Here is a 13,627-nt window from a genome sequence, read left to right as displayed (position 1 = left end):
GGCGCTGGTGGTAGCAGGCGCCGGTTTGTTGGTGGCCGGATCGGTGCTGGTCAGCCGGCAACCATCGACACAGGCGCGCGAACCTGTTCACGCCGCGCCAACACCAGGAAAAACAGCCCACCCAGGAAGCAGCCGGTAAACCAGGCGAAATTGGCCATGCCCTGCAGCACCGGGGTGAAGGTAATCGCGACGCCCACCAGCGTCGCGGGCACCAGCGCCTTGACCGCCGTCCAGTTCACGCCGCCGTCAAAGTAGTAACGCCCGCTCGGGCTGTCATCGAACAGCGCATCCACGTCGATCTTCTGTTTTTTGATCAGGTAGAAATCCACCAGCAGAATCCCGAACAACGGCCCGATAAACGCGGCGAGGATATCGAGGGTGTAGTGGATCATCAGCGGGTTGTTGAACAGGTTCCATGGGGTGATGAAGATCGAGGCCACCGCCGCAATCATTCCACCGGCACGCCAGCTGATTTTGCTCGGTGCCACGTTGGCGAAGTCAAAGGCCGGCGAGACGAAGTTGGCCACGATGTTGATGCCGATAGTCGCGGTGACAAAGGCGAACGCCCCCAGCAACACAGCCATGTCATTGTCGATGCGCGAAACGGTGGCAATCGGGTCGTGGAGCATTTCGCCGAACACCGGCAAGGTGCCCGAGACGATCACCACGGTGACCAGGGAGAACGCCAGGAAATTTACCGGCAAGCCCCAGAAATTTCCGCGACGCACGTCTTTCATCGTGCGGCAGTAGCGGCTGAAATCACCGAAGTTCAAGGTCGGCCCGGAAAAGTACGACACCACCAACGCGGTTGCCACGATGATTTGGCCAAACGCCTGCCAGCCTGATAGGGATTTTTCCGCCAGGGTGAAGCTGATATTGGCCCAGCCAGCCTTCCAGACGATCCAGCCTGCCAGGGCAAACATCACCGCATAGACCACAGGCCCCGCCCAGTCGATGAAACGACGGATGGACTCCATGCCCGCCCAGAACACCAGCGCCTGGAGCGTCCACAGGCTGAGGAAACCGAACCAGCCCAGGTACGACAGGCCGGCAAAGTGCGGCTCTGCGTATACCGCCATCTGTGGGAAAAAGCGCAGCACCACGATGATCAATGCACTGGACGCCAGGTATGTCTGGATCCCGTACCAGGCCACTGCGATCAACCCACGAATCACCGCCGGGATATTCGCCCCGAATACCCCAAAGGCCAACCGGCAGATTACCGGGTACGGCACTGCCGCCTGCTGGCTCGGCTTGGCCACCAGGTTGGCGATCAATTGCACAATACAAATCCCGGCGAGCAAGGCGATCAATACCTGCCAACTGGCCAGCCCCAGGGCGAACAGGCTGGCGGCGAATACGTAGCCGCCGACGCTGTGCACGTCGCTCATCCAGAAGGCGAAGATGTTGTACCAGTTCCATTTTTGCGGCAGCGGTCCCAGGTCCTGGTTGTACAGGCGCGGGCTGTAGCCTTTGGGCAATTGTTCGGTCATCGCAGGGCTCCTCGTAAATACCGGCCTGCCACCCGCGACGGGAGTGCGTACGGGAGGCGGCATGGTTTGTATACGAGTTGTTGAGCAGAATGCGTGCCAATGCAATAAAACTCGGCACAATCCCCCGTGGAGCTTGGCTCTTCAGGCGGCGTAGAGACGATTGAACGGCGGTGATTCGCTCAGGGATGGTGCAGGGCAATCCTGTACACAATCAATTGTGCACCCTGCGCGCACATTGATAGCCCACGGTGCAGCAAACGGCAGTCAGGAAGGTGCCCCAGGCGATGTCCATGAAGGCCAAACCGGCCGACCAGCCCTGCAGGGTTGCCCAATTGCTCAGGTCATAGGTGCCGTAGGCTACCAATCCAAGGAGTGCACCAAGCCGCGCGGCACGCTGCCAGCCGCCGCTCGCCAACGCAGGCAGGACGACAAGCACCACACAACCGAATACATAGAGGAGATAGAACGCCACGGCTGGGAACAGGCGCGGCTGATCAAGCATCAACGGGCCGAGCAGCGCTTTGTAGGTCGGGCCCATGAGGACACCGAGCCACAGGCCGTCAAGAATCAGAAAGGCAAGCAACGTACCGAGGTAGGCGAAAAGCGTTTTTCTAGACATTGAGGCGGCCTTCTGCAGGAGCAAGCGTGCTCCTACAGAAGAGCAAACCGCGATCAGCTTAGTTCAATGCGATCCGCGTGGATCACGATGTGCCCCTGCTTGTAGAGGGCGCCGATGGCCTTCTTGAAGTTGCCTTTGCTGACACCGAACAAACTGCTGATCAGTGCCGGGTCGCTTTTATCGCTGACCGGCAAGGTGCCGTTGTTGTCGCGCAACTTGGCGAGGATCTTCGAGTTCAGGCTGGAGGCCGCTTCTTCACCCACAGGCTGCAGGCTCAGGCTGATATTGCCGTCGGCGCGGATTTCCTTGATGAAGCCTTTCTCTTCCTTGCCCGGGCGCAGGAACTTGAACACTTCGTTCTTGTGGATCAGGCCCCAGTGCTTGTTGTTGATAATGGCCTTGAAGCCCATGTCGGTGGCTTCGGCCACCAGCAAGTCAACTTCCTGGCCGACCTTGTAGGTGGCCGGGGTCTTGTCCAGGTAGCGGTCAAGGCGTGCGGTGGCGGTGATGCGCTTGGTGTGTTTGTCGAGGTAGACGTGTACCACGCAATACTCACCGGCGGTCAGCTGGCGCTTTTCTTCGGAGTAAGGCAGTAGCAGATCCTTGGGCAGGCCCCAATCGAGGAATACACCGATACTGTTGACTTCAACCACTTTCAGACTGGCAAATTCACCCACCTGTACTTTTGGTTTTTCGGTGGTCGCGATAAGTTTGTCATCGCTGTCCAGATAAATGAAAACGTTGAGCCAGTCTTCATCTTCACTGGGAATATCTTTGGGGATATATCGGTTGGGCAAGAGGATTTCGCCCTCTTGATCACCATCCAGGTACAAACCAAAGTTAGTGTGTTTAACCACTTGCAAGCTGTTGTAGCGCCCGACTAAAGCCATCTCAAATACCCTCATTGCGTGGGCGGCATTCTACCCGAGTTGACGACGGCGGTCCCGTGTACCGGCGTACAGGCCTGAAAAATCATGGGTTTGCCGAGAAGCGCCCCGCTCGTCAGGTCATCGGGCTGAATCCGGCCAGTACCCACGGCCGGATTTCCTCGAGGGATTCGAGTTAAAACAGCAAGTTAGGTGAGTATTTCACTTAATAATCCAGGCGATTCATAAACCCTAAGTATATTTCAGGGGGATATTTGCCAAGCAATTGTCAAGCATTTCATGTACGATGCATGGCCAAGTTAATTTTCTACAGGTTAGTGGCCGCCATGCGCGTAAAAGCATCCAACAGCAAAGCAAAGCCAGCTCCCGCCGTTGAAACCAGCGAATCGATCAACAGCCAAATTGCTGCATTCCTCAAGCAGGGCGGCGAAATCCAGCAGATTGCCAAAGGCGTAAGCGGCCAGACTTTCGGCCCGTCCAAGCAGATCACCCTGGGTAAAAAGTAAGACTCGCGCATTACACCTGGTCCCTATGCGCTTTGCCTTTCAAGGCGCTAGGACTAGAGCCCGCACTACCCCCTGATACACCCCTTTATTACGCCAATCGACGAACGGGCCTCATCTGCGAACCATCGCCGGTATGCTTGCACACGTCTAGATCGGGCATTTGCCTGATATTTCCCGTTACTGCTCCTCGCTTTTCATGGAGTGAAGCATGCTCAAATCCTGCATATTCCTGGCCGGTGCCCTGTTGGCCAGCCCCCTCGCCGAAGCGCAGGTTTTCCAGCGTGAATTGGGTGATTTCGACCTGAAATTGGGTACGACACCCAGCCGAAGCATGGCTCAAGGCCTGGTAAAGCCCACGGCGCCCGGGAGCGACTCGTTCCATGGCGGCCTGGACCTGAGCCACGGCAGCGGCCTGTACCTCGGCCAATTCTCACCGAGCATGGGCATTTCCCCGACCAGCAACCTGGAAGTCGACTCCTACCTGGGTTTCAAACGCCCCTTCGACCAGACCCTGGGTTATGAACTGGGGATGATTCACTACAGCTATCCCAAGCTGAGCCCCCTCGACAGCCAGGAGTTCTACGGCGGCCTGACCTTGCTGGGCAATCGCTTCGGCGCCTCCTTCAGCAACGACCCGGACCGGCAGGACAGCACCCTGTTCGCCGACCTCGGCGGCACCAAGCCGTTCGGCATCGGCGTCAGCATGAAATACACCACCCACCAGCTCGGCACCCCGGTCTCGGTGGCCGATGGCAGCTCGATCCGCAGCTTCAGCGACTGGTCGGTACAATTTTCCAGGCCATGGATGGGCGTCGACCTGAACCTGATCTACAGCGACTCCAGCCTCAGCGGCGGCGATTGCTCGGCCTACTCCGGACACAACTCGCAATGCGACGGGCTGTTGACCCTGAAGGCCGAGCGGGCGTTTTATTGATGGGCTGAACTGTCGCTGCCCTGACGGGTTCAGATGCAATACTCTCGTCTGCGCAAGGACTCGCTCATGCTGCGTCGGTTAAAATTTCTGGTGATGTTGCTGACCCTCAGCCTGGTGCTTGCCGGCTGCAATCGGGTGGGCCTGGCCTATCGCAATCTGGATGTGATCATCCCCTGGACCCTCAGCGACTACCTGGAAATGAACGCCGGGCAGAAGAGCTGGTTCAACGACACACTCAAGGAACACCTGGCCTGGCATTGCACCACCCAGCTGCCGGGCTACCTGGACTGGCTCGATCGCCTGCAACAGATGGTCGACACCAACCAGGTGACCGACGCCGCCCTGCAAACCCGTACCGCCGAAGCCAAACAAGCTATTGCCGAGAGCGCCCGGGCGATCACGCCGTCCGCCGTCGAGCTACTGCAGGGGCTGGACGATCAGCAAGTAAAGGATATGGAGCAAGCGTTCGCCAAGGACCTGCGCAAGCGTCAGGACGAATACCTAAAACCGCCCCTCGAGCAGCAGATCAAGGAACGCGCCGAGCGCATGAACAAGCGCCTCGATGCGTGGCTCGGGCCGTTAAGTGCCAGCCAGCAGAATCGCGTCACCGCCTGGTCGATCGCCTTGGGTGAGCAGAACCAACAATGGATTGGCAACCGCGCCCACTGGCAAACACTATTTATCGCAGCCGTCAAAGACCGCCACAGCAGCGATTTCCCACAGAAGATCGAGCAACTGCTGGTGAATCGCGAAAGCCTGTGGACGCCGGAATATCGCCAGGCCTACGCCCAGACCGAAGCCGCTGCCCGCAGCCTGATCGTCGACCTGATGGCGGAAAGCACCGTGCAACAACGCCAGAAGCTGACACAAAAGATCGACAAGGTGCGCAGCGACTTCAAGGCCCTTAAATGCCTGAAGGCTGGCACCCCATAGTCATCAGGCAATCTGTGGTTTGGAAGCCAGTTCATCAAACGTCGCCGGATCCAGAGCATCCGCCTGCTCGTCCAGCACCTGACGCGGGTGATTATCACCGGGGATACAGCTGTCGATCAGGCTCAGCAACTGTGAGCCGCGCTGGGTCAATTTGAAGTTCTCACCATTGCCGCACTCTTCCTCTGACCGCGACTCAATAAAGCCGTGCTTGAACAACAACGCCTCGTAATCCGCCGCGAGCTTTTTAAATTCATCGAGATTACCGATGGGCTCTCCGGCGGCGGCCCTTTTAGTCGCTTCTTCCTCGGCGTATTTGCGTGGGGCGAAGCTGGCGCCACCGTTCTGTACCTCATGCAGCAGTCGTTCGATCAAATCCCAATCGTAAGTCGTCATCCTGATTCCTCCTGAAGGCACACGAAATAGGCCCTTCAAAGGTGTGACATGCCGGACCCGTCGTCCGTTCAGCCTAGCGGACGGACGCGATTTCGCTGAACTTTTCAGTGCTCACGGCCCTCAACCGTTCATTACCGCCATGGAGGTCCGAATCATGAAAACCCTGCTGAATATGGCCGTCGCCGCCACGCTGCTTGCCGCCCTGCCCGCCTGGGCCTGCACGCCGGAAGAAGCCACCGCCAAACGTGAGCAACTGGCCAAGAAGGTGACCGAGCTCACCCAACAGAATCCAGAGAAGGCCAAGGAGATCAACGAAGAACTGCAGAACATGAAGCTGGAAACCGCCAGCGCAGACCTGCCCGACAAGTGCCAACTGATCGACCAGCGCCTCACGGAACTCAATGAGGCGACCGACAAAACTAAAAACTGAGGCGAAAAAAAACCGGACATTGTCCGGTTTTTTTATGGCTCAAGCTTTACTCGGCAGCCGGTGCTTCCGGCTTGCGGCGCTTCAGAGGCGCCATGCCGTCCTTGCTGACCAACGACAGATTGTCGGTCTTTGGACGGTTGGCAATCTTGCGCTTGGTCGGCGACTTGGCACCGGCCTTCTTCTTGTCGCCCTTGGCGTCGACCTTTTTCTTCTTCACGCCAACGGCCTTGCCCGATGCCTTGACCTTCTTCGGCCCGCCGTAGGTGCCTTTGACTTCCTTGATGGTGCGGCGCTCGAACGACTGCTTCAAGTAGCGCTCGATGCTCGACATCAGGTTCCAGTCGCCATGGCAGATCAGCGAGATCGCCAGGCCATCGTTGCCGGCACGCCCGGTACGACCGATACGGTGTACGTATTCGTCGCCGCTGCGGGGCATATCAAAGTTGATCACCATGTCCAGGCCGTCAACATCCAGGCCGCGGGCGGCAACGTCGGTGGCGACCAGGATCTTCACGCCGCCTTGCTTGAGGCGGTCGATGGCCAGCTTGCGGTCCTTCTGGTCTTTCTCACCGTGCAGGACGAACGCCTTGTACTCCTGAGCCACCAGGCGACCGTAGATGCGGTCGGCCATGGCCCGGGTGTTGGTGAACACGATAGCCTTCTGATAGGTCTCGTTGGCCAGCAACCAGTTGAGGATCTGCTCTTTGTGCACGTTGTGGTCAGCAGTGATGATCTGCTGACGGGTGGTCGAGTTCAGGTCGCTGACGTTGTTGACCTGCAGGTGCTCAGGGTTGTTCAGGACCTTGGCGACCATGTCGCGCAGGGTCGAACCACCGGTGGTGGCCGAGAACAGCATGGTCTGCTGGCGGTTGACGCACTCTTGCACCAGGCGCTGCACGTCGTCGGCAAAGCCCATGTCGAGCATGCGGTCGGCTTCGTCGAGCACCAGGACTTCAACTTCCTTGAGGTCCAGGTTGCCGGCGTTCAGTTGTTCGATCATCCGGCCCGGGGTGCCGATCAGGATGTCCGGCACCTTGCGCAGCATGGCGGCCTGGACCTTGAAGTCTTCGCCGCCGGTGATCAGGCCGGACTTGATGAAAGTGAACTGCGAGAAGCGCTCCACTTCCTTCAAGGTCTGCTGGGCCAGTTCGCGGGTCGGCAGCAGGATCAGGGTCTTGATGCTGACACGGACTTTCGCCGGGCCGATCAGACGGTTAAGAATCGGCAGGACGAAAGCGGCAGTCTTGCCACTCCCGGTTTGAGCCGTCACCCGCAGGTCACGCCCTTCGAGCGCGAGCGGGATGGCCGCTGCTTGCACAGGCGTTGGCTCGACAAATTTAAGCTCGGCCACGGCTTTGAGCAGGCGTTCGTGCAGGGCGAATTGGGAAAACACGGGTGCTACCTCGAAGAAATACAAAAAAACAGCTGCATAGGGTAACGGTTTCGGGCGCCGAGGCCGAGTTTCTTTACGCGAACTGGGTTAATCAGGCGCTTTTTTGTCAGGGGATTTGTCCACAACCACAACTTTGACGTACTTAAATGCTCTAATCGGCCCGTCACGTCTTACAGAAGAATCGCGTTTACCCATGGATATCAAACAGCTCTGGCTCAACGTCAAAGACCTTTGGGGCACCCTCGACGAACACCCGCTGCTGCATTCCAGCCTTGCGCTGGTGGTGTTGCTGGTAGTGGCATTGCTGCTCGGACGAGTGGCCCGCTACCTCATCCTGCACGCCGTCAAGCTGCTGGGCCGGCAACCCGCGCTGCACTGGCTCAATGACCTGCGGCACAACAAAGTCTTCCACCGCCTGGCGCAGATGACGCCGTCGCTGGTGATCCAGTTCGGCCTGTACCTGGTGCCGGACCTGAGCAAGACCGCCACCCTGTTCATCGGCAATGTCGCCCTGGCGTTCACCATTCTGTTCATGGTGCTGGCGATCAGTGCACTGCTCAACGCCCTGCTGGACATCTATGCCCGCACCGAACACGCCCGCACCCGCTCGATCAAGGGCTATGTGCAGTTGGCGAAGATGGTGCTGTTCGTGTTTGGCGCAATCATCATCGTCGCCACGTTGATCGACCGCTCGCCACTGCTGCTGCTTTCCGGTCTGGGTGCAATGTCGGCGGTGATTCTGTTGGTCTACAAGGACACCCTGCTGTCGTTCGTCGCCAGTGTGCAACTGACCAGCAACGACATGCTGCGGGTCGGCGACTGGATCGAAATGCCCCAGGTCGGCGCCGACGGTGACGTGGTCGACATCACCCTGCACACCGTCAAAGTGCAGAACTTCGACAAGACCATCGTCTCGATTCCCACCTGGCGCCTGATGTCCGAGTCGTTCAAGAACTGGCGCGGCATGCAGGCCTCCGGTGGCCGGCGGATCAAGCGCAGCCTGTATATCGACGCCAGCGGCGTGCGTTTCATCCGCGACGACGAAGAGCTGAAGCTCACCCAGGTACACCTGCTGACCGACTACATGAGCCGCAAGAAGGCCGAGCTCAAGGCCTGGAACGAAGCCCAGGGCAATGTCGCGGCGATGTCCGCCAACCGCCGACGCATGACCAATATCGGCACCTTCCGCGCGTATGCCCTGGCCTATCTGAAAAGCCATCCGGAGATCCAGCCGAACATGACCTGCATGGTGCGGCAGATGCAGACCACCGCCCAGGGCATTCCGCTGGAGATCTACTGCTTCACCCGCACCACCGCATGGGCCGACTACGAGCGGATCCAGGGCGATATCTTCGACTACCTGCTGGCGGTGCTGCCGGAATTTGGTTTGAGCCTGTACCAGCAGCCGAGCGGCGGTGACTTGCGGGCGGGAATGTTACCGGCGGTGCTGGGGGCCAGTCACCTGCCCCCGGCGGAAAAGGCAGTGATGTAACAACAAAAAACGGCACAACCCGAGTTGTGCCGTTTTTTTTGCGTTGGACCTTACTTGACCTGACGCTGCGGCGCGCCGTGAACCATGGTGTAGGCGTAATCCACGCCCATGCCGTAAGCGCCGCTGTGCTCCTGTACCAGGCCCATCACCGCGTCGTAGGTTTCCTTGTGAGCCCAGTCACGCTGGTATTCCAACAGCACTTGCTGCCAGGTGACCGGTACCGCGCCCGCCTGAATCATCCGTTGCACCGACATGTCATGCGCTTCTTTGCTGGTGCCGCCGGAGGCGTCGGTGACGATGTACACCTCGTAGCCTTCGGCCAGGGCTTCCAGGGCCGGGAAGTTCAGGCACACCTCGGTCCACAGGGCCGCCATGATCAGCTTCTTGCGCCCGGTGGCCTTCACCGCGGCCACCAGCGCCTTGTCTTCCCAGGAGTTCATCGAGGTGCGCTCGATCGGCTGCTGGTCCGGGAACACGTCCAGCAGTTCCGGCCAGATGTAGCCGCTGAAGCTCTTGGTCTCAACCGAGGTCAGGATGGTCGGCACGTTGAAGATCATGGCGGCCTTGGCCAGCGCCACCGTGTTGTTCTTCAGGGTCTGGCGATCGATCGACTGCACGCCAAAGGCCATCTGCGGCTGGTGGTCGATCAGGATCAGGGTGGAGTTGGCTGGGTTGAGCAATTCGCGAATAGACATGGTGACTTCCTTTTAATGGTTTCGATTCGGTAAGGGGTGCGTTCAGCGCCGCTGTGAAGCTTGGCTGGCGGCTTGGAAGTAACTTTATGGGATGGATAAAATCGAGACAATTACCTAAAATAGAGAATCATTGATTCTAAAAAAGGGACAATCATGGACCGTATCGAATGCATGCGGGCGTTTGTCGTCACGGTCGGCGAGAACGGCTTCGCGGCCGCCGCGCGAGCCATGGACGTACCGCGCTCAAAAGTCAGCAAACAGATTCAGGCGCTGGAAGAAGCCATAGGCGTGCAACTGCTTCAGCGCACCACCCGCAGCCTGCATTTGACGGAGGCCGGGGCAGAGTATTTTGAAGCTGCGCGTGAAGTACTGGCCGCCCTGGACGAAGCCGAACAGCGGGCCCGGGATGGTATCGGTGAGCTACGGGGCGTGTTGCGGGTCAATGCGCCGATGTCGTTCGGGCTGCATCGCCTGGGGCGGTTGATTCCGCTGTTCCATGAACAGCATCCGCATATCGAGCTGCAACTGGTGCTCAGCGACCAACAGGTCGACCCGGTACGCGGTGGTTTCGACGTGACCATCCGCATCGCCAGCATGCCCGACTCAACGATGATCGCCCGCCAGTTGGCACCTGCGCCACGGATCATGGTGGCTGCGCCAGCCTACCTGGCACGCGCGGGCATACCGCAGACCCCGCAAGACCTGCGCCAGCACCAGTGCCTCAATTATGGGTATCTGCAAAGCGGCGTCAGCCTGCAATTGAGCAAGGGCCAGGAAACCCAGCGGGTCAACGTTACCGGCCCTCTGCACGCCAACAACGGCGACCTGCTGGCCCAGGCGGCAGAGGCCGGGATGGGCATCGCGCTGTTGCCGGACTTTATCGTCGAAGACGCCCTGAGCGCCGGGCGCCTGGTGCCGGTGCTCTGCGAATGGCAGGCGCCGGCAATCACCATCAATGCGGTTTATTCGTCAGCGCGACGCGTGCCGCAAAAGACCCGCGCATTCATTGATTTTTTGCTGACGCAATTGGCGCCGACGACCGCAGGCCCAGCCGGCTGATCCACACCGCCCCGAGAATCACCAACCCGCCCAGCAGCAACCTGCCCAACGGTTCATGCTGATTCCAGATCAGCAAGTTCAGCAACAACCCCACCGGCACATGCAGGTTGTTCATCACCGCCAACGTGCCACCGTTGACCATGCACGCGCCCTTGTTCCACCAGTACATACCCAGTGCCGTGCTGACCAGACCGAGGAACACCAAAACGCCCCACTGCAACGGCGCTTCCGGCAGGAAGTTGGCCTTGCCGAACATCAGGAACGCCGGCAACGCCACCGCCAACGCGCCGAGATAGAAGTAGCCAAAGCGCCGGTAATGCGGCAGGTCACTCGGATGACGGGCCACCAGATGCTTGTAAAGCACCTGCCCGGCGGCGTAGGTGAAGTTGGCCAGTTGCAGCAGCAGGAAGCCCATGAAGAAGTTCGGGGTGATCTGGTCGAAGCGAATCACCGCTGCCCCCGCCACCGCCACCAGTGCGGCCACCAGCGCCCACGGGTTGAAGCGGCGGTTCAGGGCGTCTTCGATCAGGGTCACGTGCAACGGTGTCAGGATGGTGAACAGCAACACCTCCGGCACCGTCAGTACGCGAAAGCTCAGGTACAGGCACACGTAGGTCACGCCGAACTGCAGTGCGCCGATCAACAGCATGCCGCGCATGAACGCCGGCTCCACCGTGCGCCAGCGGGTCAGCGGGATAAACACCAGCCCGGCCAACAGTACACGCACCAGCACCGCGAAATAACTGTCGACGTGACCGGCCAGGTATTCGCCGATCAAGCTGAAGGAAAACGCCTGGATCAGCGTCACAACAAGTAGATAGCCCATGCTCGCCTCATTTTGAATGGGCGCGACATTAGCGGTTTTCCGCGCGTTACGAAACTCAAGGCAAAAAAAACCCGACCTCGCTAAAAGCGTCAGTCGGGCGGGAGCACTCAGGAGCAAAAAGTGCAAAGGGAGGTTCGATACGCGTACTTGAAGGGTTGCGTGGAGCTATCTAAACAGCGGGCGATTATCTGACGATTAACATCTCACGCCACTTGGGCCAACAACGCCTTGGCCTGGTTCAAACCCTTCTCCTGGAAATCACCGCCCAGGTTCACCCCTTCGGCATGAATGAACGTGACGTCATGGATGCCGATAAAGCCCATGACCTGACGCAGGTACGGTTCCTGGTGGTCGGTGCTGCCACCGGCGTGGATGCCGCCGCGGGCGGTCAGCACAAAGGCACGCTTGTCGGTCAGCAGGCCCTGGGGGCCGGTGGCGGTGTACTTGAAGGTCACACCGGCACGCAGCACATGGTCGAGCCAGGCTTTGAGGGTGCTGGGAATCGCGAAGTTGTACATCGGCGCGGCCATCACCAACACATCGGCGGCCAGCAACTCATCGGTCAGTTCGTTGGAGCGGTCCAGGGAGGCCTGTTCAACCGTGCTGCGCTGCTCGGCAGGTTTCATCCAGCCGCCCAACAGATTGGCATCCAGGTGCGGAACCGGGTTGATGGCGAGGTCTCGTACGGTGATCTGATCAGCCGGATGGGCGACTTTCCATTGGCTGATGAATTGTTGGGTCAGCTGCCGGGAGATTGAATCCTGCTGACGGGCACTGCTTTCGATGATCAGAACACGGGCCATGATTATGTAAGCTCCATCGGTGAATGCTGTAAGGCGATGGAGTGAAGGTTAGACAGGGTCCGTTCGATTAAAAAGCGTAAAAAACTGCTATAACCCATCTAGAAATTTGTTTATAAGCGGAGTATTGCTGTACGCAAGCTCCGCTTTTGCCTTATTTCGGTGCGCAGGTCAGCTGGATACGCATCTTGATGATGGCACGGCTGAAATTGGCCGTGGTGTTGGTGGTTTTCCCTGCCGCGACCGTGACCTTGCGCGTACGCGGGGCTTCCGGACCATTGGTAAAGCGTACCTTGCACTCCGCGTCATTGGGGCCGTAGTTGGTGAGTTGGATCGAACTGATAGTGCTGTCGACGTCTGACGCGCTGTAATCGATCTTCACGCCCTGAATGTCTTTCGTCACATCGGTACTGAATGCAAACGCACTCAACGGCAGCAACGCCAGCAGCACACAACAGAATTTTCTCATTCGGCAGTCTCCAATAAGGACCGCCAGCTTAGGACAAGAGGAGCTCATCTTGAAAGCGCCCCGCGTTACCCTTGATCAATGGCGCACCTTGCAAGCCGTGGTCGACCATGGCGGCTTCGCCCAGGCGGCCGAAGCGCTGCACCGCTCGCAATCCTCGGTGAGCTACACCGTGGCCCGCATGCAGGATCAGCTCGGCGTGCCGCTGCTGCGCATTGACGGGCGCAAGGCCGTGCTCACCGAAGCCGGTGAAGTGCTGCTGCGCCGCTCCCGGCAACTGGTGAAAAACGCCAGCCAACTGGAAGACCTGGCCCACCATATGGAACAAGGCTGGGAAGCCGAGGTGCGGCTGGTGGTCGATGCCGCTTACCCCAACGCCCGCCTGGTGCGCGCCCTCACTGCCTTTATGCCGCAAAGCCGTGGCTGCCGGGTGCGTTTGCGCGAAGAGGTGTTGTCCGGCGTCGAAGAGCTGTTGATGGACGGCATGGCCGACCTCGCCATCAGCGGGTTCATCATTCCCGGTTACCTCGGTACGGAAATGAGCGACGTCGAATTTGTCGCCGTGGCCCACCCCGAACATCCGCTGCATCAATTGCACCGCGAACTGAGCTTCCAGGATCTGGAAAGCCACATGCAGGTGGTGATCCGCGACTCCGGCCGCCAGCAGCCACGGGACGTCGGCTGGCTCGGCGCCGAGCAGC

At 59.2% G+C, this 13,627-nt stretch carries 16 protein-coding genes; 7 read left to right on the top strand and 9 right to left on the bottom strand.

Features of this window, described 5'->3' with window-relative positions; all coding sequences use genetic code 11:
• Positions 1–50: 50 nt before the first annotated feature.
• From HX846_RS13465 to HX846_RS13455, 3 genes are all read right to left on the bottom strand, one after another.
• Entirely contained in the window at positions 51–1,493 is a 1,443-nt protein-coding gene (locus HX846_RS13465) for an NCS1 family nucleobase:cation symporter-1 (protein ID WP_087694816.1), read from the bottom strand.
• Positions 1,494–1,704: 211 nt separating this feature from the next.
• Positions 1,705–2,112, bottom strand: a complete 408-nt coding sequence (locus HX846_RS13460; protein WP_177035913.1) for a DUF2177 family protein — start codon at positions 2,110–2,112, stop codon at positions 1,705–1,707.
• A 53-nt stretch (positions 2,113–2,165) separates the two neighbouring features.
• Entirely contained in the window at positions 2,166–3,002 is an 837-nt protein-coding gene (locus tag HX846_RS13455; protein ID WP_076014775.1) for a S1 RNA-binding domain-containing protein, read from the bottom strand.
• 323 nt (positions 3,003–3,325) lie between these two features.
• Between HX846_RS13455 and HX846_RS13450 the strand changes: the two genes are divergently transcribed.
• From HX846_RS13450 to HX846_RS13440, 3 genes are all read left to right on the top strand, one after another.
• A complete protein-coding gene (locus HX846_RS13450) occupies positions 3,326–3,505 on the top strand; it encodes a hypothetical protein (RefSeq protein WP_003210722.1) in 180 nt (59 codons plus the stop codon).
• Positions 3,506–3,713: 208 nt separating this feature from the next.
• Positions 3,714–4,439: a TorF family putative porin gene (locus tag HX846_RS13445; protein ID WP_003210721.1), complete on the top strand. Its 726-nt coding sequence runs from the start codon at positions 3,714–3,716 to the stop codon at positions 4,437–4,439.
• A 66-nt stretch (positions 4,440–4,505) separates the two neighbouring features.
• Positions 4,506–5,372: a DUF6279 family lipoprotein gene (locus HX846_RS13440; protein WP_102368339.1), complete on the top strand. Its 867-nt coding sequence runs from the start codon at positions 4,506–4,508 to the stop codon at positions 5,370–5,372.
• Between the two features lie 3 nt (positions 5,373–5,375).
• Here HX846_RS13440 and HX846_RS13435 read toward each other — a convergent pair whose 3' ends face one another.
• On the bottom strand, positions 5,376–5,765 hold the full coding sequence (locus tag HX846_RS13435; RefSeq protein WP_003210719.1) for a hypothetical protein: 390 nt from the start codon (positions 5,763–5,765) through the stop codon (positions 5,376–5,378).
• A 154-nt stretch (positions 5,766–5,919) separates the two neighbouring features.
• On the opposite strand from HX846_RS13435, the gene HX846_RS13430 reads away from it, so the two are divergent.
• A complete protein-coding gene (locus HX846_RS13430; RefSeq protein ID WP_102368338.1) occupies positions 5,920–6,195 on the top strand; it encodes a hypothetical protein in 276 nt (91 codons plus the stop codon).
• 46 nt (positions 6,196–6,241) lie between these two features.
• Here HX846_RS13430 and HX846_RS13425 read toward each other — a convergent pair whose 3' ends face one another.
• Positions 6,242–7,588: a DEAD/DEAH box helicase gene (locus tag HX846_RS13425; RefSeq protein WP_063034035.1), complete on the bottom strand. Its 1,347-nt coding sequence runs from the start codon at positions 7,586–7,588 to the stop codon at positions 6,242–6,244.
• A gap of 193 nt (positions 7,589–7,781) precedes the next feature.
• Between HX846_RS13425 and HX846_RS13420 the strand changes: the two genes are divergently transcribed.
• A complete protein-coding gene (locus HX846_RS13420) occupies positions 7,782–9,080 on the top strand; it encodes a mechanosensitive ion channel family protein (RefSeq protein ID WP_087694815.1) in 1,299 nt (432 codons plus the stop codon).
• A gap of 50 nt (positions 9,081–9,130) precedes the next feature.
• Here the strand turns inward: HX846_RS13420 and HX846_RS13415 are convergent, their stop codons facing one another.
• Entirely contained in the window at positions 9,131–9,775 is a 645-nt protein-coding gene (locus HX846_RS13415; protein ID WP_178965537.1) for a hydrolase, read from the bottom strand.
• A gap of 153 nt (positions 9,776–9,928) precedes the next feature.
• Between HX846_RS13415 and HX846_RS13410 the strand changes: the two genes are divergently transcribed.
• Positions 9,929–10,834, top strand: coding sequence for a LysR family transcriptional regulator (locus tag HX846_RS13410; RefSeq protein WP_032899700.1), 906 nt, complete (start codon positions 9,929–9,931; stop codon positions 10,832–10,834).
• On the opposite strand, the gene HX846_RS13405 is transcribed toward HX846_RS13410, so the two are convergent.
• The 3 genes from HX846_RS13405 to HX846_RS13395 all read right to left on the bottom strand — a co-directional run bounded on the left by HX846_RS13405 (position 10,779) and on the right by HX846_RS13395 (position 12,929).
• Positions 10,779–11,660: a carboxylate/amino acid/amine transporter gene (locus HX846_RS13405; RefSeq protein ID WP_178965536.1), complete on the bottom strand. Its 882-nt coding sequence runs from the start codon at positions 11,658–11,660 to the stop codon at positions 10,779–10,781. The two genes, HX846_RS13410 and HX846_RS13405, sit on opposite strands and share 56 nt — an antisense overlap.
• A gap of 203 nt (positions 11,661–11,863) precedes the next feature.
• Positions 11,864–12,463, bottom strand: coding sequence for an FMN-dependent NADH-azoreductase (locus HX846_RS13400; protein WP_003210712.1), 600 nt, complete (start codon positions 12,461–12,463; stop codon positions 11,864–11,866).
• Positions 12,464–12,614: 151 nt separating this feature from the next.
• Positions 12,615–12,929 (bottom strand): 3-phosphoglycerate kinase, encoded by a 315-nt coding sequence (locus HX846_RS13395; RefSeq protein ID WP_177035903.1) that lies wholly within the window; start codon positions 12,927–12,929, stop codon positions 12,615–12,617.
• Between the two features lie 49 nt (positions 12,930–12,978).
• Here HX846_RS13395 and HX846_RS13390 point away from each other — a divergent pair.
• The coding region (locus HX846_RS13390) for a LysR family transcriptional regulator (protein ID WP_178965535.1) at positions 12,979–13,627 on the top strand (649 nt) is incomplete at its 3' end.

It is taken from the genome of Pseudomonas sp. K5002, assembly GCF_013386655.1.
Taxonomy (GTDB): domain Bacteria; phylum Pseudomonadota; class Gammaproteobacteria; order Pseudomonadales; family Pseudomonadaceae; genus Aquipseudomonas.
This window is presented reverse-complemented; position numbering and strand designations above follow the sequence as displayed.